The sequence below is a fragment of the Variovorax frigidus genome, from assembly GCF_051216515.1.
Lineage (GTDB): Bacteria > Pseudomonadota > Gammaproteobacteria > Burkholderiales > Burkholderiaceae_C > Variovorax.
In genome coordinates, this window is record NZ_JBPJZF010000011.1 from 25,989 (window position 1) to 42,174 (window position 16,186).

18 protein-coding genes are annotated in these 16,186 nt (G+C 70.3%); 13 read left to right on the plus strand and 5 right to left on the minus strand.

Features of this window, described 5'->3' with window-relative positions; genetic code table 11:
- Nucleotides 1–34: 34 nt before the first annotated feature.
- From ACSFBC_RS26905 to otsA, 3 genes are all read left to right on the plus strand, one after another.
- On the plus strand, nucleotides 35–1,294 hold the full coding sequence (locus ACSFBC_RS26905; protein ID WP_435513394.1) for a multifunctional CCA addition/repair protein: 1,260 nt from the start codon (nucleotides 35–37) through the stop codon (nucleotides 1,292–1,294).
- A gap of 73 nt (nucleotides 1,295–1,367) precedes the next feature.
- Nucleotides 1,368–2,123 (plus strand): trehalose-phosphatase, encoded by a 756-nt coding sequence (otsB, locus tag ACSFBC_RS26910; RefSeq protein ID WP_435513395.1) that lies wholly within the window; start codon nucleotides 1,368–1,370, stop codon nucleotides 2,121–2,123.
- Nucleotides 2,120–3,505, plus strand: coding sequence for an alpha,alpha-trehalose-phosphate synthase (UDP-forming) (otsA, locus tag ACSFBC_RS26915; protein ID WP_435513396.1), 1,386 nt, complete (start codon nucleotides 2,120–2,122; stop codon nucleotides 3,503–3,505). The genes otsB and otsA overlap by 4 nt, the downstream gene beginning before the upstream one ends.
- A 9-nt stretch (nucleotides 3,506–3,514) precedes the next feature.
- Here otsA and ACSFBC_RS26920 read toward each other — a convergent pair whose 3' ends face one another.
- Nucleotides 3,515–4,426, minus strand: a complete 912-nt coding sequence (locus tag ACSFBC_RS26920) for a LysR family transcriptional regulator (RefSeq protein WP_435513397.1) — start codon at nucleotides 4,424–4,426, stop codon at nucleotides 3,515–3,517.
- A 110-nt stretch (nucleotides 4,427–4,536) separates the two neighbouring features.
- On the opposite strand from ACSFBC_RS26920, the gene ACSFBC_RS26925 reads away from it, so the two are divergent.
- Complete coding sequence (locus tag ACSFBC_RS26925; RefSeq protein WP_435513398.1) at nucleotides 4,537–5,295, plus strand: SDR family NAD(P)-dependent oxidoreductase; 759 nt, start codon at nucleotides 4,537–4,539, stop codon at nucleotides 5,293–5,295.
- Between the two features lie 7 nt (nucleotides 5,296–5,302).
- Here the strand turns inward: ACSFBC_RS26925 and ACSFBC_RS26930 are convergent, their stop codons facing one another.
- The 3 genes from ACSFBC_RS26930 to hisN are packed head-to-tail and all read right to left on the minus strand — an operon-like array spanning nucleotide 5,303 to nucleotide 7,249.
- Nucleotides 5,303–6,232 (minus strand): ROK family protein, encoded by a 930-nt coding sequence (locus tag ACSFBC_RS26930; RefSeq protein WP_435513399.1) that lies wholly within the window; start codon nucleotides 6,230–6,232, stop codon nucleotides 5,303–5,305.
- A 26-nt stretch (nucleotides 6,233–6,258) separates the two neighbouring features.
- Nucleotides 6,259–6,453 carry a DUF2905 domain-containing protein gene (locus tag ACSFBC_RS26935; RefSeq protein ID WP_219216195.1) on the minus strand — a complete coding sequence of 65 codons (195 nt, stop codon included), beginning with the start codon at nucleotides 6,451–6,453 and terminating at the stop codon, nucleotides 6,259–6,261.
- A 10-nt stretch (nucleotides 6,454–6,463) separates the two neighbouring features.
- Nucleotides 6,464–7,249 carry a histidinol-phosphatase gene (hisN, locus tag ACSFBC_RS26940; RefSeq protein ID WP_435513400.1) on the minus strand — a complete coding sequence of 262 codons (786 nt, stop codon included), beginning with the start codon at nucleotides 7,247–7,249 and terminating at the stop codon, nucleotides 6,464–6,466.
- Between the two features lie 114 nt (nucleotides 7,250–7,363).
- Here hisN and ACSFBC_RS26945 point away from each other — a divergent pair, with 114 nt between their 5' ends.
- Nucleotides 7,364–7,744 carry a DUF5329 family protein gene (locus tag ACSFBC_RS26945; RefSeq protein ID WP_435513401.1) on the plus strand — a complete coding sequence of 127 codons (381 nt, stop codon included), beginning with the start codon at nucleotides 7,364–7,366 and terminating at the stop codon, nucleotides 7,742–7,744.
- A gap of 1 nt (nucleotide 7,745) precedes the next feature.
- Here ACSFBC_RS26945 and ACSFBC_RS26950 read toward each other — a convergent pair whose 3' ends face one another.
- Complete coding sequence (locus ACSFBC_RS26950; RefSeq protein WP_435513402.1) at nucleotides 7,746–8,843, minus strand: class I SAM-dependent methyltransferase; 1,098 nt, start codon at nucleotides 8,841–8,843, stop codon at nucleotides 7,746–7,748.
- A gap of 18 nt (nucleotides 8,844–8,861) precedes the next feature.
- On the opposite strand from ACSFBC_RS26950, the gene ACSFBC_RS26955 reads away from it, so the two are divergent.
- From ACSFBC_RS26955 to ACSFBC_RS26990, 8 genes are all read left to right on the plus strand, one after another.
- Nucleotides 8,862–9,659, plus strand: coding sequence for an SDR family oxidoreductase (locus tag ACSFBC_RS26955; protein ID WP_435513403.1), 798 nt, complete (start codon nucleotides 8,862–8,864; stop codon nucleotides 9,657–9,659).
- Between the two features lie 15 nt (nucleotides 9,660–9,674).
- A complete protein-coding gene (locus ACSFBC_RS26960) occupies nucleotides 9,675–10,046 on the plus strand; it encodes a dihydroneopterin aldolase (RefSeq protein WP_183028234.1) in 372 nt (123 codons plus the stop codon).
- On the plus strand, nucleotides 10,043–10,957 hold the full coding sequence (ttcA, locus tag ACSFBC_RS26965; RefSeq protein ID WP_435513404.1) for a tRNA 2-thiocytidine(32) synthetase TtcA: 915 nt from the start codon (nucleotides 10,043–10,045) through the stop codon (nucleotides 10,955–10,957). The genes ACSFBC_RS26960 and ttcA overlap by 4 nt, the downstream gene beginning before the upstream one ends.
- A gap of 136 nt (nucleotides 10,958–11,093) precedes the next feature.
- On the plus strand, nucleotides 11,094–11,744 hold the full coding sequence (locus ACSFBC_RS26970) for a DUF4136 domain-containing protein (protein ID WP_435513405.1): 651 nt from the start codon (nucleotides 11,094–11,096) through the stop codon (nucleotides 11,742–11,744).
- A 25-nt stretch (nucleotides 11,745–11,769) separates the two neighbouring features.
- Nucleotides 11,770–12,381 carry a histidine phosphatase family protein gene (locus tag ACSFBC_RS26975; RefSeq protein WP_435513406.1) on the plus strand — a complete coding sequence of 204 codons (612 nt, stop codon included), beginning with the start codon at nucleotides 11,770–11,772 and terminating at the stop codon, nucleotides 12,379–12,381.
- 211 nt (nucleotides 12,382–12,592) lie between these two features.
- Nucleotides 12,593–14,833 carry a non-ribosomal peptide synthetase gene (locus tag ACSFBC_RS26980; RefSeq protein WP_435513407.1) on the plus strand — a complete coding sequence of 747 codons (2,241 nt, stop codon included), beginning with the start codon at nucleotides 12,593–12,595 and terminating at the stop codon, nucleotides 14,831–14,833.
- On the plus strand, nucleotides 14,833–15,561 hold the full coding sequence (locus ACSFBC_RS26985; protein ID WP_435513408.1) for a 4'-phosphopantetheinyl transferase family protein: 729 nt from the start codon (nucleotides 14,833–14,835) through the stop codon (nucleotides 15,559–15,561). The genes ACSFBC_RS26980 and ACSFBC_RS26985 overlap by 1 nt, the downstream gene beginning before the upstream one ends.
- Before the next feature lie 66 nt (nucleotides 15,562–15,627).
- Complete coding sequence (locus ACSFBC_RS26990; RefSeq protein ID WP_435513409.1) at nucleotides 15,628–16,131, plus strand: hypothetical protein; 504 nt, start codon at nucleotides 15,628–15,630, stop codon at nucleotides 16,129–16,131.
- Nucleotides 16,132–16,186: the final 55 nt, after the last annotated feature.

Sequence of the window (16,186 nt, forward strand, 5' to 3'; positions counted from 1 at the left end):
TTTTCACCGAGGGATTGTCCCTACACTTGGACACATGAAGACTTTTCTCGTCGGCGGCGCGATCCGCGATGCGCTGCTGGGCCGCTCCGGAAGCGACCGCGACTGGGTGGTGGTGGGCGCCACACCTGAACAGATGGGTGCCCTGGGCTACCTGCCGGTGGGACGCGATTTCCCGGTGTTCCTGCATCCGCGGACGCGCGAGGAATACGCGCTGGCACGCACCGAGCGCAAGAGCGCGCCGGGCTACCGCGGCTTCGTGGTCCATGCATCCCCCGACGTCACGCTCGAGCAGGACCTGGCGCGGCGCGACCTCACGGTGAACGCGATCGCCCTGCCCGCGGAACGCGCCGGCGCCGCCGCACCCGAGGCGGCGGACCTCGTCGACCCTTTTCATGGCCAGCAGGACCTGAAAGACAAGGTGCTGCGCCACGTCACCGAGGCCTTCCGCGAAGACCCGGTGCGCATCCTGCGCGTGGCGCGCTTCGCCGCGCGTTTCGCCGACTTCGAGATCGCCCCCGAAACGATGGCGCTGATGCGCGAGATGGTGGCGGCCGGCGAAGCCGACGCCCTGGTGCCCGAGCGCGTCTGGCAGGAGCTCTCGCGCGGCCTGATGGAAGCGAAGCCCTCGCGCATGTTCGAGGTGCTGCGCCAATGCGGCGCGCTGGCCGTGCTGCTGCCCGAGGTGGACTGCCTGTGGGGCGTGCCGCAGCCGGAAGCGCACCATCCCGAGATCGACACCGGCGTGCACCTGATGCTGGTGCTCGACATGGCGGCACAGCTGGACGCCCCGCTGCCGGTGCGCTTCGCCTGCCTGGTTCACGACCTGGGCAAGGGCACGACGCGTGCCGACGTGCTGCCGCGCCACATCGGCCACGAGCAGCGCAGCGTCAAGCTGCTGCAGGCGGTGTGCGAGCGCTGGCGGGTGCCGGTCGAGCTGCGCGAGCTGGCCGAGGTGGTGGCGCGCGAGCACGGCAACATCCACCGCAGCGCCGAGCTGGGCGCGGCGGCGCTCATGCGGCTGCTGGAGCGCTGCGACGCGTTGCGCAAGCCCGAGCGCTTCACGCAGGTGCTGCAGGCCTGCGAATGCGACGCCCGCGGCCGGCTGGGCTTCGAGTCGCGCCCCTATCCGCAACGCGACCGCCTGCAGGCCGCGCTCGACGCCGCGCTGTCGGTGGCCACGCGCCCGATCGCGCAGGCCGCGGCGGCGGCGGGCGCCACGGGGCCTGCGATCGGCGAGGCGGTGGCGCGTGCGCGCACGGCCGCCATCGCCACGTGGATCGCCGCATCGGCCTGAACCGGCACTGACGCAAGGGTCGCGGCTTTGGCCGACGCGGCACATCGCGTCGCACTGCTAAGGTGACCGACCGATGCAGAAGCCTCCAAGACTCACCCCCGACGCCGCCCTCTTCCTCGACTTCGACGGGACGCTCGTGGCGCTCGCCGAGACGCCCGAGGCCATCGAAGTCCCTCCCGCACTCGTCGCCCTGCTCACCGACCTGCACGATCTGCTGGGCGGCGCACTGGCCGTCGTGTCGGGCCGACAGATCGATGCGATCGACCGCTTCCTGGCACCGTTGCGCCTGCCGGCCGCCGGCGAGCACGGCGTGCAGCGCCGCGACGCAGACGGCCACATGCAGGAGCAGCGCGCGCCCGACCTGGGCTTCGTGCTCGAGGTCTGCAACGAACTCGCCGGCGCGCATCCCGGCCTGCTGGTGGAGCGCAAGCATGCGGCGATCGCGCTGCACTACCGGATGGCGCCCGACCTGGAGGCCGTCTGTCGCGAGGCCATGGTCCGCGTGCTCGACGGCCAGCCGCAGCTGGAACTGCTGCACGGCAAGTTCGTGTTCGAGGTCAAGCCTGCGGGCATCAACAAGGGCATCGCCATCGATGCCTTCATGCACGAAGCGCCCTTCGCCGGCCGGGTGCCGGTGTTCGCGGGCGACGACACCACCGACGAGAGTGGTTTCGCCGTCGTGCAGCCGCTCGGCGGCATCGCGATCAAGGTCGGCTCCGGCCCCACGCTGGCACTGCATCGGCTCGATTCGACGCTGGCGGTCTACGAGTGGCTGCTCGAGGCGCGCGACCTGCTGGCCAACGGACCGCGTCCGGAGGCCAAGCCATGAGCCGCCTGGTCGTGATCTCCAACCGCGTGGCCGATCCGCGCAAGCCCGCCGCTGGTGGCCTGGCCGTCGCACTGGGCGAATCGCTGCAGAAGACGGGCGGACTGTGGTTCGGCTGGAGCGGCACCATCGTCGAGGACGGCCCGACCGGCGAAGGCGAGATGCACAAGCAGCAGGCCGGCAAGGTCACGCTCGCCACCCTCGACCTGAGCCGCGAGGACCACGACAGCTACTACGCGGGCTACAGCAACGACGTGCTGTGGCCGGTGTTCCACAACCGCCTCGACCTGGCCAATTTCGATGCCGGCTTCATCGGCGGCTACCGCCGCGTGAACCAGCTGTTCGCGCGCAAGCTGATGCCGCTGCTGCAGGAAGACGACATCATCTGGGTGCACGACTACCACCTGATCCCGCTGGCCGCCGAACTGCGCGCCATGGGCTGCAAGCAGCGCATCGGTTTCTTCCTGCACATCCCGCTGCCGCCGCAGATCATCATGGCGGCGATCCCGCAGCACGAGTGGCTCGCGCGTTCGCTGTTCGCCTACGACCTGATCGGCTTCCAGTCCAACCAGGACGTGCAGCACTTCGCGCACTACGTGCAGAACGAAGCCCGCGGCGAAGCGCTGGGCGACGACATGTACCGCGCCTATGGCCAGACCGTGCGCTGCACCGCCTTCCCGATCGGCATCGACGTCGACGAGTTCGCGGCGCTCACGCACGCCAAGGAATCGCGCGACATGTACGAGACGATGAAGCGCGAGTATGCGAGCCGCCGGCTGCTGCTGGGCATCGACCGGCTCGACTACTCCAAGGGCATTCCGCACCGGGTGCGCGCCTTTCGCGAGCTGCTGGCGAACTATCCCGAGAACCGCCGCAGCGCGACGCTGATCCAGATCGCCTCGCCCACGCGCGAATCGGTCGACGCCTATGCCGACATCCGGCGCGAACTCGAATCGCTGTGCGGCGCCATCAACGGCGACTACGGCGAGCTCGACTGGATGCCCGTGCGCTACATCCACCGCATGGTGGCGCGCAAGCGCGTGCCCGGCCTGTGCCGCGCCGCGGCCGTGGGCCTGGTGACGCCGCTGCGCGACGGCATGAACCTGGTGGCCAAGGAATACGTGGCCGCGCAGGACCCGGCCGATCCGGGCGTGCTGGTGCTGTCGCGCTTCGCCGGCGCGGCCGAGCAGATGAAGGAAGCGCTGCTGGTCAACCCCTACGACGTGCACGGCACGGCCGAGACGGTACAGCAGGCACTGCAGATGCCGCTGGACGAGCGGCGCGCACGGCACCAGAAGCTGCTGCAGCGCATCCGTGAGCACGATGTGCACTGGTGGCGCCGCACCTTCCTCGACACGCTCGGCGCCATGCCCAACGTGCGCTGAGCGCACCGCTCAGGGCTTGCCCGCCAGGTAGGGTCCCAGCACCTCGTCCATCCACGCCATCAGCGCCTGCACCCGCTTCGACAGCTGGCGCCGGTGCGGATAGAGCAGCGACACCGGCATCGGCGGCGCATCGAACCCGGGCAGCACGCGCACGAGCTTGCCCGCGTCGATCAACGGCTGCATCCCGACGACCGGCGCCTGGATCAGGCCCAGCCCCGCAAGGCAGGCCGACTGGTAGGCATCGCTGCTGGTCACCGTGAGCGCACTCGGCACGGCCAGTGTCCGGTAGCGGCCCTCCTCCTCGTACTCCCACAAGGCCGGCCCGGCACCCAGCCCCGGCGCGTAGCGCACCAGCCGGTGCGAAGCGAGGTCGTCGAGCGTGCGGGGCACACCGTGCAGCGCAAGATAGGCCGGGCTGGCCGCGTTGACCTGCGCCAGTTCGCCGAGCCGGCGCGCCACGAGTTCGGATGCGTCGAGCGCGCCCACGCGCAGCACGCAATCGAAGCCCTCGTGCACCAGATCGACCCGCCGGTCGGTGGTGCTCAGTTCCAACGCCAGCTGCGGATGCGCGGCCAGGAACTCGGGCAGCCGCGGCATGAGCACGGCCTGCGCCATGCCGATCGGCACGTCGAGCCGCAGCCGGCCGCGCAAGGCACTGGGCGCGCGCTGGAACAGCGACTGCAGCTCGTCCGCATCGGCCAGCAGCATCAGGCAGCGCTCGCGGAACTCTTCGCCGTCGGCCGTCAGGCGCACCGTGCGCGTGGTGCGGTGCAGGAGCCGCGTGCCCAGGTCGGCCTCCAGCTGCTGCACCGTGGTCGAGACCCGTGCCTTGGGCATGCCCAACTGCTCGGCGGCCCGGGTGAAGCTCGCCAGTTCGGCGACCTTGACGAATGTGCGCAACGCGCCGAGGTCCATGGTCATGGCCGCATTGTTCTCCATGGCTGAACAGTTTGGTCTTTTTCTGGGGATTTATTGCTGGACTGTCTTTTCCTAAAGTCCATTCCATCGATCACCCCCCTCAGGAAAAAACCATGAACGCACCCATCGCCCTCATCACCGGCGCCAGCCGCGGCCTCGGCAAGAACACCGCCCAGCACCTGGCCCGCCAAGGCTCGGACCTCGTCCTGACCTACCGCAGCGGCGCCGACGAAGCCCGCCAACTGGTGGGCGAGATCGAGGCGCTGGGCCGGCGCGCCGTGGCGCTGCCGCTGGACGTCGCGCAGAGCGCCAGCTTCCCGGCCTTCGCCGCGCAGCTGAAGGCCGCGCTGGCCCGCGTCTGGCAGCGCGAGACCTTCGATCACCTGGTGAACAACGCCGGCATCGGCACGCACGCGGCCTTCGCGGACACCACCGAAGCGCAGTTCGACGCCCTGGTCGACATCCACTTCAAGGGCCCCTTCTTCCTGACCCAGACGCTGCTGCCGCTGATCGCGGACGGCGGGCGCATCGTCAATGTCTCGAGCGGCCTGGCCCGCTTCTCCCTGCCCGGCTCTTCGGCCTATGCGTCGATGAAGGGCGCGATCGAGGTGCTGACGCGCTACCTCGCGAAGGAGCTGGGCCCGCGCGGCATCGCGGTGAACGTGGTGGCGCCGGGCGCGATCGAGACCGACTTCAGCGGCGGCATGGTGCGCGACAACCCCGCGCTCAACGCGATGATCGCCAGCCAGACCGCGCTGGGCCGCGTCGGCCTGCCCGACGACATCGGCGGCGCCATCTCCCTGCTGCTGCAGCCGGGCAACGGTTGGATCACCGGTCAGCGCATCGAGGCGTCCGGCGGGATGTTCCTCTGAAAACGAGTCAATCGACCAGCGCCAGCGCCGCGTAGTCACCGACCTTGTCGCCCAAGCCCGCCGACAGCAGCCGCACGCCGCGCGTCAGCGGCAGCAGCCGGCCGTCGATCTCGGCCTGCAGCCGCGGCAGCAGGAACTCGCGGTTGTTCCAGTACACGCTGCCGCCCAGACTGATGGCCTGCAGGTCGAGCGTGGCCACCAGGTTGTAGAGCATGCGGCCCATCACGCGGCACAGCGCGTCGGCCGTGTGCAGCGCCTTCGGCTCGCCCGCCACGGCCGCGGCGAACAGTTCGGCCGCGGGCTGTGCGAAGCGCCGCGCCACCGCGTTGCCGGCGATCAGCCCTTCGACGTCGCCCACGTTGCCGCAGCCGCAGAGCGCGTCGTGGTTGTCGTCGTCCGAGACGAAGGTGTGGCCCGCATGACCGGCGTTGCCGTTCTTGCCGCGCAAGGCATGCCCGTCGACGCACAGGCCCACGCCCACGCCGGTGCTCCAGGTCACGTAGGCGCAATGGTCCATGCCCTGGAGCGCGCCCCAGCGGCGCTCGGCCTCGAGCGCCGCGACCGCGTCGTTCTCGACGCGCACGCGGCCGAAGCGCTGGCGCAGCGGCGCCTCGAGGACGGCGGTCATCCAGTCGTTGGGCAGGCCGCGCGCCGGGCCGGCCAGGCCGCCGCAGATGTTGGGGGACGCAAGCTCGATGCAGCCCTCGTTGAGCACGAAGGGGCCGGCCGAGGAGACGCCCACGCTCTCGATGGTCTTCGCCGACACGCCGAGCTGGGCGCAGGCCGCGTCGATCAGCCGCAGCACCTGCTGCGCGACCGCATCGTTGTCGCCGGTCTTGGCGGTCGGCTCGGTCTGCCGCGCCTGCAACTGTTCGCTGCCGGCTTCGGCCAGGCTGACGGCCACCTTGGTGCCGCCGATGTCCACGCACGCTCTCATGTCGCCTCTTTCTTGTCTTTTCTTCGTCAGATCAGTTTCGCCACCAGCGCGGCGATCATGCTCAGCAGCAGCGTGCTGGCGATCGGCAGCTGCCACTCGCGCCCGAATAGCCGGAACACGAAGTCGCCGGGCAGGCGTCCGAAGCCGAAGCGCCGCAGCCACGTCGTGAGCCCGCTCATGAGCACCAGCGCCAGCACCACGACGATCAGCCAGCGGATCATCGCTCGGCTCCTAGACGGCGGCCGATGCCGCCAGCGCGGCCAGTGCCTGGCGATGGAGTTCGGGCGTGGCGGCGGCCACCACGCGGCCGTTCGACTGCAGGCCCAGCGCACGACCTTCCCAGTCGGTGATCACCCCGCCGGCCGCTTCGATCAACCCGGCCGGGCCGAGGTAGTCGTAGGGCTGCAGGCCGGTCTCGACCACCAGGTCGATGGTGCCGCCGGCCAGCTGTGCGTAGCCATAGCAGTCACCACCGAAGCGGCGCATCGCGCAGCGCCGGCTCAGCGCGTCGAAGGCCTGCCAGTCGGCGGCGTCGAAGATGTCGGGCGAGGTGGTGACGATGCGCGCCTGCGCGATCTCGCTGCAGCCGCTCACGCGCACCGCCACGCCGTTGCGGTGGGCACCGACGCCGGCCTGGCCGACCCAGCGTTCGCCCAGCACCGGCATGTCGACCATGCCGAGCACGATGCGCCCGCCTTCGAGCACACCGATCAGCGTGCCCCAGAGCGGAGAGCCGGTGATGAAGCTGCGGGTGCCGTCGATCGGGTCGACCACCCACACGCGGCCGGCGTCGAGCCGTTCCTGGCCATGTTCCTCGCCGTAGATGCCGTCGTCCGGCAGCGCGGCGGCGAGCGCGGCCCGCATGGCCGTCTCGGCCGCGCGGTCGGCCAGCGTCACGGGGCTTTCGTCGGCCTTGGTGATGATGTCCAGCGGCGTGCGGAAGTACGCCATCGATTGGGCCGCCGCCGCGTCGGCGAGGGCATGGGCGGTGCGAAGCAGGTCGGGCAGAGGGCGCATGGGAAGCAGAAGAACGAAAGCCGTTGCGGAGAGTCGATTAGACCCGAGCGCGTTTGACACGGCACGGCAGCCCTGTCTAGCATGGGCTCATCTCTGGTTCACGAAAGACACGGCATGGCATGGGTTCGATGGCTGAAGCGGCTGCTGCCCGTCGTGCTGCTGGCCTGCTCGTCGCTCGCGCTGGCCACGCCCTCGGCCGACGAGCACGCCACGATCACCGCGCTGATCCAGCGCGTGGAGCAGATGACCACCCTGAGCTTCCTGCGCAACGGCACCCCCCACAACTCGGCCGAGGCGGCGCAGCACATGCAGGCGAAGTACGCCTACTTCAAGGAAAAGATCACGACCGCCGAGGACTTCATCGACCTCTGCGCCTCGCGCTCCGAGATGAGCGGCAAGCCCTACAAGGTGAAGATCGGCGATGCCGCGCCGCGCGATGCCGGCGACTTCCTGCGGGAAGAACTGCGCGCCGTGCGGCGGCCCGGCCGTCCGTAGCTCACAGCGTGTGGCTGCGGTCGCCCTCGGCGAAACCCAGCGGCTCCCAAGGCTCGCCGGCCCCCAGCGCGATCACCTTGAACAGTTCGCCCATCTCGTGCTCGTGCACCAGGTGCCCCGCCAGCGCGCGCTGCGCCACGCTGGCCTGGTCCGACAGGCCCAGCAACCCGCAGTTGATCAGGAAACGGCCCTGGCTCGCATAGCCCAGCACCGACAGGCCGGCATCCTGCGCGGCCAGCGCGATGCCGGTGAAATCGACGTGGGCCGTGATGTCCTTGGCGCCCACGGCGACCAGCGGATCGCCGTCGGCCCGGTGGCCCTGATGGCACATCACGGTGCCCATGTGGCGCTGCGGGTGGTAGTACTCCGATTCGGGAAAACCGTAGTCGATCAGGAAGGCCGCGCCCTGCGTGAGCCGGTCGGCCAGCGTCGCGACGAAGGCCTGCGCCTGCGGGTGGATCTCGGTCAGGTAGTCGTGCTCGCCCTCGATGTCCAGCGGCGGCCGCAGCAGCGTCGGCCGGTCCTCCCAGGCCCAGCCGCCCTGCGCGCCCGGGACCACGCCACGCTCGAACCACTGGCCGCCGACGCGCGCCAGCAGCTGCACCGGCATCGCATCGAGCACCTCGTTGCCGACCACCACGCCGCGCATCGCCGCCGGCAGTTCGCTGAGCCATTCGACCTTGCCCGCATGGGCCGCGAGCGTTTCCTGCTGGCGCACGCGCAACGAGCCCGACAGGTCGACGATGCGGTAGCGCGCGATGCGTTCGCCCAGCGTGTCCAGCAGCTGCAGCGCCAGCGCACCCGAGCCGGCGCCGAATTCCCAGACCTCGTCGGTGCCGGTCTGCGTCAGCGCTTCGTCCACCTGCACCGCGAGCGCCCGGCCGAACAGCGGCGTGAGCTCGGGCGCGGTCACGAAATCGCTGCCGGACGAAGGCATGTGGCCGAACTTGCGGCTGGCATTCGCGTAGTAGCCCATGCCGGGCGCGTAGAGCGCCAGCGCCATGAAACGGTCGAAGGGCAGCCAGCCGCCGGCACGCTGAATGGCCTGGGCGATGAGACGGTCGAGGGCGGTCGTTAAAATTTCGGGTGCGGTCTTCACACCGCCGATTGTCTCCCGATGCCCCTGTCCCCCTCCACGCCCTTTTCCGCGCCCTCTTTGCGCACCGTTCTCGTCACCGGCGCCGCCAAGCGGCTGGGCCGCGAGATCGCGCTCGCGCTGGCCGACGGCGGCTGGCAGGTGGCGGTGCACTACCGCCATTCGGCCGACGAGGCCCGCCAGACCGCGGCCGACTGCGCCGCGCGCTCGGGCAAGCCGGCGGCGCTGGTCGGCGCCGACCTGTCCGACGAAGCGGCGGTGCGCGCGCTGGTGCCGCAGGTGGTGGCGCAGTTCGGCCAGCTCGATGCGGTGGTCAACAGCGCCTCGCTGTTCGAGCACGACGACGCCGCCACGCTGAGCTTCGCCACGCTGGATGCGCATCTGCGCACCAACACCGCGGCGCCGGTGTTGCTGGCACAGGCACTGCACACGCACCTGCTCACGCGCGGCGCCGACGCGCAGGGCGCGGTGGTCAACCTGCTCGACCAGAAGCTCTGGAACCAGAACCCCGACTTCCTGAGCTACACGCTGTCGAAGGCCGCGCTCGAGGCCGCCAACACCATCCTGGCGCTGGCGCTCGCGCCGCAGCTGCGCGTGGTGGGCGTCGCGCCAGGCCTCACGCTCACCAGCCACATGCTCAGCGAAGAGAAATTCCGCGACCTGCATTCGGCCAGCCCGCTGGGCCGCTCCTCGACGGCCGCCGACGTGGCCGCCACCGTGAAATTCGCGCTGGAGAACCGCTCCATCACCGGCACCACGCTGCTGGTGGATGGCGGCCAGCACCTCATGAAATTCGAACGCGATTTTTCGCTGATGTAAGACCGGAAGCGGACCATGCTGACCAAGGGCACCCAGATCCTCACGCTGACCAAGCTGCGCTTCGACGCCAGCCTCGGCATCCTCGACCAGGAAATAGACACGCCGCAGAAGATCCAGGTCGACGCCGAGCTCAACCTCGGCAGCCAGCCGCTGCTGCCGGCCGACGACGACATCATGCATGTGCTCGACTACCGCAAGGTGCGGCGCATCATCATCGAGGAGTGCACCGCCGTGCACGTGAACCTGCTCGAGAGCCTGATCGGCAAGCTCGCGCACCGGCTCATGCAGCTGCCCGGGGTGCTGGGCGTGCGGGTCAAGATCGCCAAGCTGGAGATCTTCGACGACTGCGAAGTGGCGATTCGCGTGGAAACGGGGCAATGGTCATGAACGCCATCTGGACGGAAGAAGAAACAACCGCCGCACCGGGCGAGCGCCTGAAGATCGAGCGCGAAACGCAGAAGCTCGAGAAGCGGCTGTGCCGACAGGTCGGCCAGGCCATCGTCGACTACAACATGATCGAGGAAGGCGACAAGGTCATGGTCTGCGTCTCGGGCGGGAAGGACAGCTATGCGCTGCTCGACATCCTGCTCAAGCTGCGGGCGCGCGCGCCGATCCACTTCGACATCGTCGCGGTCAACCTCGACCAGAAGCAGCCCGGCTTCCCCGAGGACGTGCTGCCGGCCTATCTCACGGCGCTGGGCGTGCCTTTCCACATCGAGGAACAGGACACCTACAGCATCGTCAAGCGCGTGATCCCCGAAGGCCGCACCACCTGCGGCCTGTGCAGCCGGCTTCGCCGAGGCATCCTCTACCGCGTGGCGGACGAACTGGGAGCGACCAAGGTCGCGCTGGGCCACCACCGCGACGACATGCTGCAGACCTTCTTCCTCAACATGTTCTTCGCGGCACGGCTCAAGTCGATGCCGCCGAAGCTGGTGAGCGACGACGGCCGGCACGTGGTGATCCGCCCGCTGGCCTACGTGGCCGAGAAGGACCTGATCCGCTGGGCCCAGCACCGCGAATTCCCGATCATTCCCTGCACGCTCTGCGGCAGCCAGGAGAACCTGCAGCGCAAGCAGGTCGGCGAGATGCTGCGCGAGTGGGAGAAGAAGCACCCGGGCCGGATCGAGAACATGTTCGGCGCGCTGCAGCACATCGTGCCGTCGCACCTGCTGGACGGAACGTCCTTCGATTTCAAGGGTCTCAAGGCGACCGGGGTGCCCGATCCCGAAGGCGACAAGGCCTTCGACGCCCCCGAGTTCACGGCGCCCTCGCCGCTGCGCATCGTTCAGCTCTGATGCGCGCGATGCGGTGGCCGCATTCCGAGCCACCGTCCGGAGATCCTGACATGAACACCCCCACGCTCATCGCTTCGCGTATCGCTGTCCCCCGAGGGGGCGCGTCAGTGGCTGCGGGCGGCCGGGCGCCACTGACATGACGATCAAGCGAGTTGTGTCCGCCGTCGCGCTGCTGACAGCCCTCAGCGGCTGCGCCACCCGCTGGGTGGTCGACAGCGACGTGCAGAGCTTCTCCAACCTGCCGGCCGCCGAGCTGTCCGCCGGCGCCACCTACCGCTTCGAGCGGCTGCCCTCGCAACAGGACGGCGCGGGCGCGCGCGGCGCCGAGGCGCTGGAGGCCATGGCCGCACCGGCGCTGGAAGGCGCGGGTTTAAAGCGCGACGATGCCGCGCCACGCTACAGCGCACAGGTCGGCGCGCGGGTCACGGCCGCGCTGTCGCCCTGGGCCGATCCCTGGTTCTACCCGGGCTGGGGACCGGGTCCGCGCTACGGCGGCTGGGGCCCGGGCTTCGGTCACGGCTACGGCCGCGGCTGGTACGGCGGTGGCTGGTACGGCCCGGCCTTCGCGCCGCCGGCCAACCCCTGGTACCTGCGAGAGGTCAGCGTGGTGCTGCGCGAGCTCGCGTCCAACAAGGTGGTGTATGAAACGCGGGCCCGCAACGACGGTCCCTACAACCTCGATGCCGCCGTGCTGCCGGTGATGTTCCAGGCCGCGCTGCAGGGTTTCCCGACCCCGCCCCAGGGCGAGCGCCGGGTCGACATCGAAATCCCGCCCAAGTCCAGGTAAAAAAAATGACGCAGCCTTTCCGACCATGGACGTCACGCGCCTGATCGTCATTCGCCACGGAGAAACGGCCTGGAATGTGGACACCCGCATCCAGGGCCAGCTCGACATCGGACTCAACGCCACGGGCCAGCGGCAGGCGCAGCAACTGGGCCAGGCGCTGGCGGACGAAACCGTCGAAGCCGTCTATGCCAGCGACCTGGCCCGCGCCTGGGACACGGCCTGCGCCGTGGCCGGGCCGCTGGGCCTCGAGGTCGTCGCCGAGCCCCGGCTGCGCGAGCGCGCCTTCGGCGATTTCGAGGGCCGCACCTTCGCCGACATCGAGGCGAATTCGCCCGACGAGGCACGGCGCTGGCGCACCCGCGACCCGGAATTCGAACCCGAAGGCGGCGAATCGCTGATCACCTTCCGCCACCGCGTCACCGGCGTGGCCGCCGAACTCGCGTCGCGCCATCCCGGCGCGCTGGTGGTGCTGGTCGCGCACGGCGGGGTGATGGACGTGCTCTACCGGGCCGCAACCGGCCAGGAATTGCAGGCGCCACGCACCTGGCACCTGGGCAATGCCGCCATCAACCGCCTGCTCTGGACGCCCCAGGGCTTCTCGTTGGTGGGCTGGGGCGACGTGAGCCACCTGGCCTGAACGGCCCCGCTCCGGATGGAGCGTCCCACCCGACTTCCGAACTTTGTTTGAACGCCTTCGCGGAAGGCGTACACCCATTTGCGCGTCGCGCGTTGCCAAGGTACGTCAAGTTACAGAAAAGTCTGGTTACACGAATACTTTATATTTACATTACAGTTAGACACACTGTGAGCAGCCCTGAGGGCCCGCTTTTCTCCATACCGCCCTATCGATGGCATACGCCACACTGCCAGAACCACTGCAGGCGTCCGACGCGCTGCTGGATTTGTTCGCCCGCGGCGACGCGGCGCGGGACGGTGCGCGGCAAGCGACCGCACTGACGCTGCCCATCGCACTCGTGGAACGTGCACGGTCGCAGGCCAGCGAACACGGTCGCCTTCCCGACACCGTGTATCTGGGGGCATGGGTCCTGGCCCTGTCGCGCTGGACCGGCGCGGTCGCCCCCGCGCTCTCGGAATGGCCGCACGGCCTGCGGCGCGCCATCGACTGCGGCAGCACGCTGCCCACGGGCGCCTGGCTGGCAGCCCTCGATGCGTCGCGCCGCTCGGCCGTGTTCGGCGCGGCAAACGAGGCGCGCATGCCGACCCATGCCTGGGGCCTGGCGGCGGAGGACCATGACCGCGCGCCGCCGCTGCTGCTGCTCGGGCTGGACACCGCCGGTGCGCCGCGCCTGCGGCTCGACCGCGAGGCCGGCCTGATCGACGACGCCACCGCCACCGAACTGCTCGAGGCGGTCGCGGCCATCGCGGAACATCTGTCGGAAGCACCCGCCTGGCGCACGCTGGGCGACGTCGCCTCGTTGTCGTCGCGACAGCGCGCGCAACAACTCAACGACTGGAACCGAACCACGCCACCCTGCGACGCCACACGCACCGTCGTCTCGCTGTTCGAGGCGCAGGTCGCGGCCCGGCCCGATGCGATCGCCGTGGCCAGGGACGGCGAGCGCCTGAGCTACCGCGCGCTGGAGGATCGTTCCACCCGGCTGGCGGCGCGCTTGCAGGCCGCCGGTGCCGCCCCGGGCATCACCGTCGGCGTGCTGCTCGACCGCTCGACCGCATCGATCGTCGCGCTGCTCGCGGTGCTCAAGGCCGGGGCCGCCTATCTGCCGCTGCAGACCCGGCTGTCGGCCGAGCAACTGGCCTTCCGGATGGACGATGCCGGTGCCCGGCTCCTGCTCGGCCCCGACGGATGGCCCCATCCGTTGCCCGCCGGCGTGACGGTGATGCACACCGATGACGTGGCCGCCGGCACCGCCGCGGCCCCCCTGGCCCCCGTCGCGCTCGACGGCCATTCGCTGGCCTGCGTGCTCTATACCGCCGGCACGACCGGCGTGCCCAAGGGCACGGAAATCCTGCACCGCGCGATCGTCACCGTGGGCCCCGGCGATCTCGGCTTCCAGCCGGAGGCGGTGGTACTGCACGCCGCCCATTCGGGGATGGACATGTCGACTGCCGAGGTGTGGGGTCCGCTGCTCAACGGCGGCTGCTGCGTGGTGCACGACGAGGCGCGGCCGACCGGCACCGGCCTGGCCCGCACGATCGCCGCCCACGGCGTGAGCGCGGCCTTCCTGCCGAGCAGCGCGTTCAACGCGCTGATCGAAGAGGACCCGGGCGCGCTGCGCGGCGTGCGGCAGCTGTTCGTGGGCGGCGAAGCGCTCTCGGTGCCGCATGTGCGACGGGCGCTCGCGGCCCTGCCGGCGCTGCAGTTCATCCATGCCTACGGCTCGGCGGAGTGCATGGCCATCGCCCTCACCCACACGGTGCCGGGCCGGCTGCCGGACAGCACGACCACGCTGCCGATCGGTCATCCCATCGCCGACACCACGGCTTACGTCACGGGCCCGACGCTCGACCTGCTGCCGGCCGGCCTCATCGGCGAACTGTGCCTGGGCGGCCGCGGCGTCGCGCGCGGCTACATCGGCCGGCCCACGCTCACCGCCGAGCGCTTCGTCGCCGACCCCTTCGCCGCCGAAGGCCGGCTCTACCGCACAGGCGACCGGGCGCGCCTGCTGCCCGACGGTGGCATCGAATTCAGAGGCCGACAGCAAAGCCCGGTCGTGGCGGCGGAGCCGCCGCGCGCCGCGGTGGCGCCGCCCGCGCCCCCACGGCAGCAGCAACAGCAGCCTCGCCAGAGCAGCAGCCCGGTACAGAGCGCGCGCCCCCTGCTGCAGCCCGAGCAGGCGCAGCTCGCGCAGCTCTGGGCCAGTGCGATCGGCCTGGACGTGAACGACATCCACAGCGGCGACAACTTCTTTGCGCTGGGCGGCCACTCGGCACTGGCGATGCGCGTGATCCAGCAGGCCGAGGAATTGCTGGGCCTGCGCACCGAACCGAGCCGTTACGTGTCCGAAACCCTGGCGCAGCTGGCCGTCCATCCGAAGCCTGCCGCCGCGCGGACGCCGGTGCGCCGGCTGCTGGCACGGCTGCGCGCGCTGTACGTCTGGAACCGCTGATGCGGCTGATCGTCTCGCCTGTCGTGGCGCGCACCCCCGAGCCCTGCGAACTCTGGCAGTTCCCGCTGGACCAGTATTTGCCGGCCGCGGCCATCGCCACGCTGTCGCCCGACGAGATCGCGCGCGCCCACCGCTTCGTCTTCGACAAGGACCGGCAACACTTCATGGCGGCGCGGGCCGCGCTGCGTCAGCTGCTCGCGCGGCGAACCGGGCAGTCGCCCGCCTCGCTGCAGTTCACGTCCGGCCCTTTCGGCAAGCCGGCCCTGGCCGCTACCCCCGGCCTGCACTTCAACCTGAGCCACAGCGGCGCGACCGGCGTGCTGGCGCTGTCGGACCGCCTCGCCACGGGCATCGACGTCGAGGTGCTGCGGCCGATGCCCGACGCCGGCACGCTGGCCGAAGCCTATTTCGCGCCCGCCGAACGCTCGGCGATCGCGGGCATCGACGACGCAGCCGCCCGCGATGCCGCCTTTCTGCGCTGCTGGACCCGCAAGGAAGCCTGCCTCAAGGCGATCGGCATCGGACTGCACCTGGCCACGGCCGGCTTCGACGTGGGCACCCAGCCTGACGAGCGGACGGTCGAGATCGCCACCGCGGAAGGCGTCGAACGCGTCTGGCTGCAACCACTGGCGCTCGGCGACGGCCTGCTCGCCTCGCTTGCACTGCGCCTGGGACGCGGGCCGGCGCCGAGCCGGCGTGCGGCATCCGCGCTCGCCTCCTGCGGCTGAGCGACCACGGGCGCGCGCCAGGTGCGCCGCTAAAATGGGGTGCTCCACAGCCTCTGGACAGATGCCATGAACCGCTGCCACCGCCCCACGAAAAAGCCCCCGCCCCTTTCCGCCGCCCTGACCCTGGCGTGCGCGCTGGCGGCCGGCTTCTGTGCAGCGCCGCAGGCCCTGGCGCAGAACGAACCCGAGGGGCAGGTGCAGAACGAGGCCACGAAGGGCGGTCGCAACTTCCCCGAAGGCACGCTGCGCGGCAAGTTCACGGTGGTAGCCGCGCCCGAAATCCGCCTGGACGGCCAGCCCGATCGCCTGTCGCCGGGGGCACGCATCCGCAGTGCCGAGAACATGGTGGTCACGACGGGTGCCATCACCGGCCAGAACCTGCTGGTCAACTACACCCGCGATCCCGCCGGGCTGGTGCGCGAGGTGTGGATCCTCACGCCGACCGAGGCCAGCGTCGCACGTGCATCGGTCGAGCGACCCTTCCTGAACTTCTGGCCTTTCGTGGCCGCGAGCGCGCCGCGCGACGACGGCAAGACGCCCTTCGACCAGTTGCCGAAGTTCGGCGAATAGCCCTTCGGCCTCACGACGGCGCCCGACGCGCCGTTCCTTCCATTTTCAAGTCCGC

What these genes read in the sequence shown, in the direction of transcription:
- ACSFBC_RS26920 (WP_435513397.1), bottom strand. Translation starts at nt 4,426, where the DNA reads ATGACCATGGACCTCGGCGCGTTGCGCACATTCGTCAAGGTCGCCGAA.
- ACSFBC_RS26955 (WP_435513403.1), top strand. Translation starts at nt 8,862, where the DNA reads ATGCCCCTGTCCCCCTCCACGCCCTTTTCCGCGCCCTCTTTGCGCACC.
- ACSFBC_RS26905 (WP_435513394.1), top strand. Translation starts at nt 35, where the DNA reads ATGAAGACTTTTCTCGTCGGCGGCGCGATCCGCGATGCGCTGCTGGGC.
- ttcA (WP_435513404.1), top strand. Translation starts at nt 10,043, where the DNA reads ATGAACGCCATCTGGACGGAAGAAGAAACAACCGCCGCACCGGGCGAG.
- ACSFBC_RS26935 (WP_219216195.1), bottom strand. Translation starts at nt 6,453, where the DNA reads ATGATCCGCTGGCTGATCGTCGTGGTGCTGGCGCTGGTGCTCATGAGC.
- ACSFBC_RS26975 (WP_435513406.1), top strand. Translation starts at nt 11,770, where the DNA reads ATGGACGTCACGCGCCTGATCGTCATTCGCCACGGAGAAACGGCCTGG.
- otsB (WP_435513395.1), top strand. Translation starts at nt 1,368, where the DNA reads ATGCAGAAGCCTCCAAGACTCACCCCCGACGCCGCCCTCTTCCTCGAC.
- ACSFBC_RS26970 (WP_435513405.1), top strand. Translation starts at nt 11,094, where the DNA reads ATGACGATCAAGCGAGTTGTGTCCGCCGTCGCGCTGCTGACAGCCCTC.
- ACSFBC_RS26930 (WP_435513399.1), bottom strand. Translation starts at nt 6,232, where the DNA reads ATGAGAGCGTGCGTGGACATCGGCGGCACCAAGGTGGCCGTCAGCCTG.
- ACSFBC_RS26960 (WP_183028234.1), top strand. Translation starts at nt 9,675, where the DNA reads ATGCTGACCAAGGGCACCCAGATCCTCACGCTGACCAAGCTGCGCTTC.
- ACSFBC_RS26925 (WP_435513398.1), top strand. Translation starts at nt 4,537, where the DNA reads ATGAACGCACCCATCGCCCTCATCACCGGCGCCAGCCGCGGCCTCGGC.
- ACSFBC_RS26985 (WP_435513408.1), top strand. Translation starts at nt 14,833, where the DNA reads ATGCGGCTGATCGTCTCGCCTGTCGTGGCGCGCACCCCCGAGCCCTGC.
- ACSFBC_RS26990 (WP_435513409.1), top strand. Translation starts at nt 15,628, where the DNA reads ATGAACCGCTGCCACCGCCCCACGAAAAAGCCCCCGCCCCTTTCCGCC.
- ACSFBC_RS26945 (WP_435513401.1), top strand. Translation starts at nt 7,364, where the DNA reads ATGGCATGGGTTCGATGGCTGAAGCGGCTGCTGCCCGTCGTGCTGCTG.
- otsA (WP_435513396.1), top strand. Translation starts at nt 2,120, where the DNA reads ATGAGCCGCCTGGTCGTGATCTCCAACCGCGTGGCCGATCCGCGCAAG.
- ACSFBC_RS26980 (WP_435513407.1), top strand. Translation starts at nt 12,593, where the DNA reads ATGGCATACGCCACACTGCCAGAACCACTGCAGGCGTCCGACGCGCTG.
- hisN (WP_435513400.1), bottom strand. Translation starts at nt 7,249, where the DNA reads ATGCGCCCTCTGCCCGACCTGCTTCGCACCGCCCATGCCCTCGCCGAC.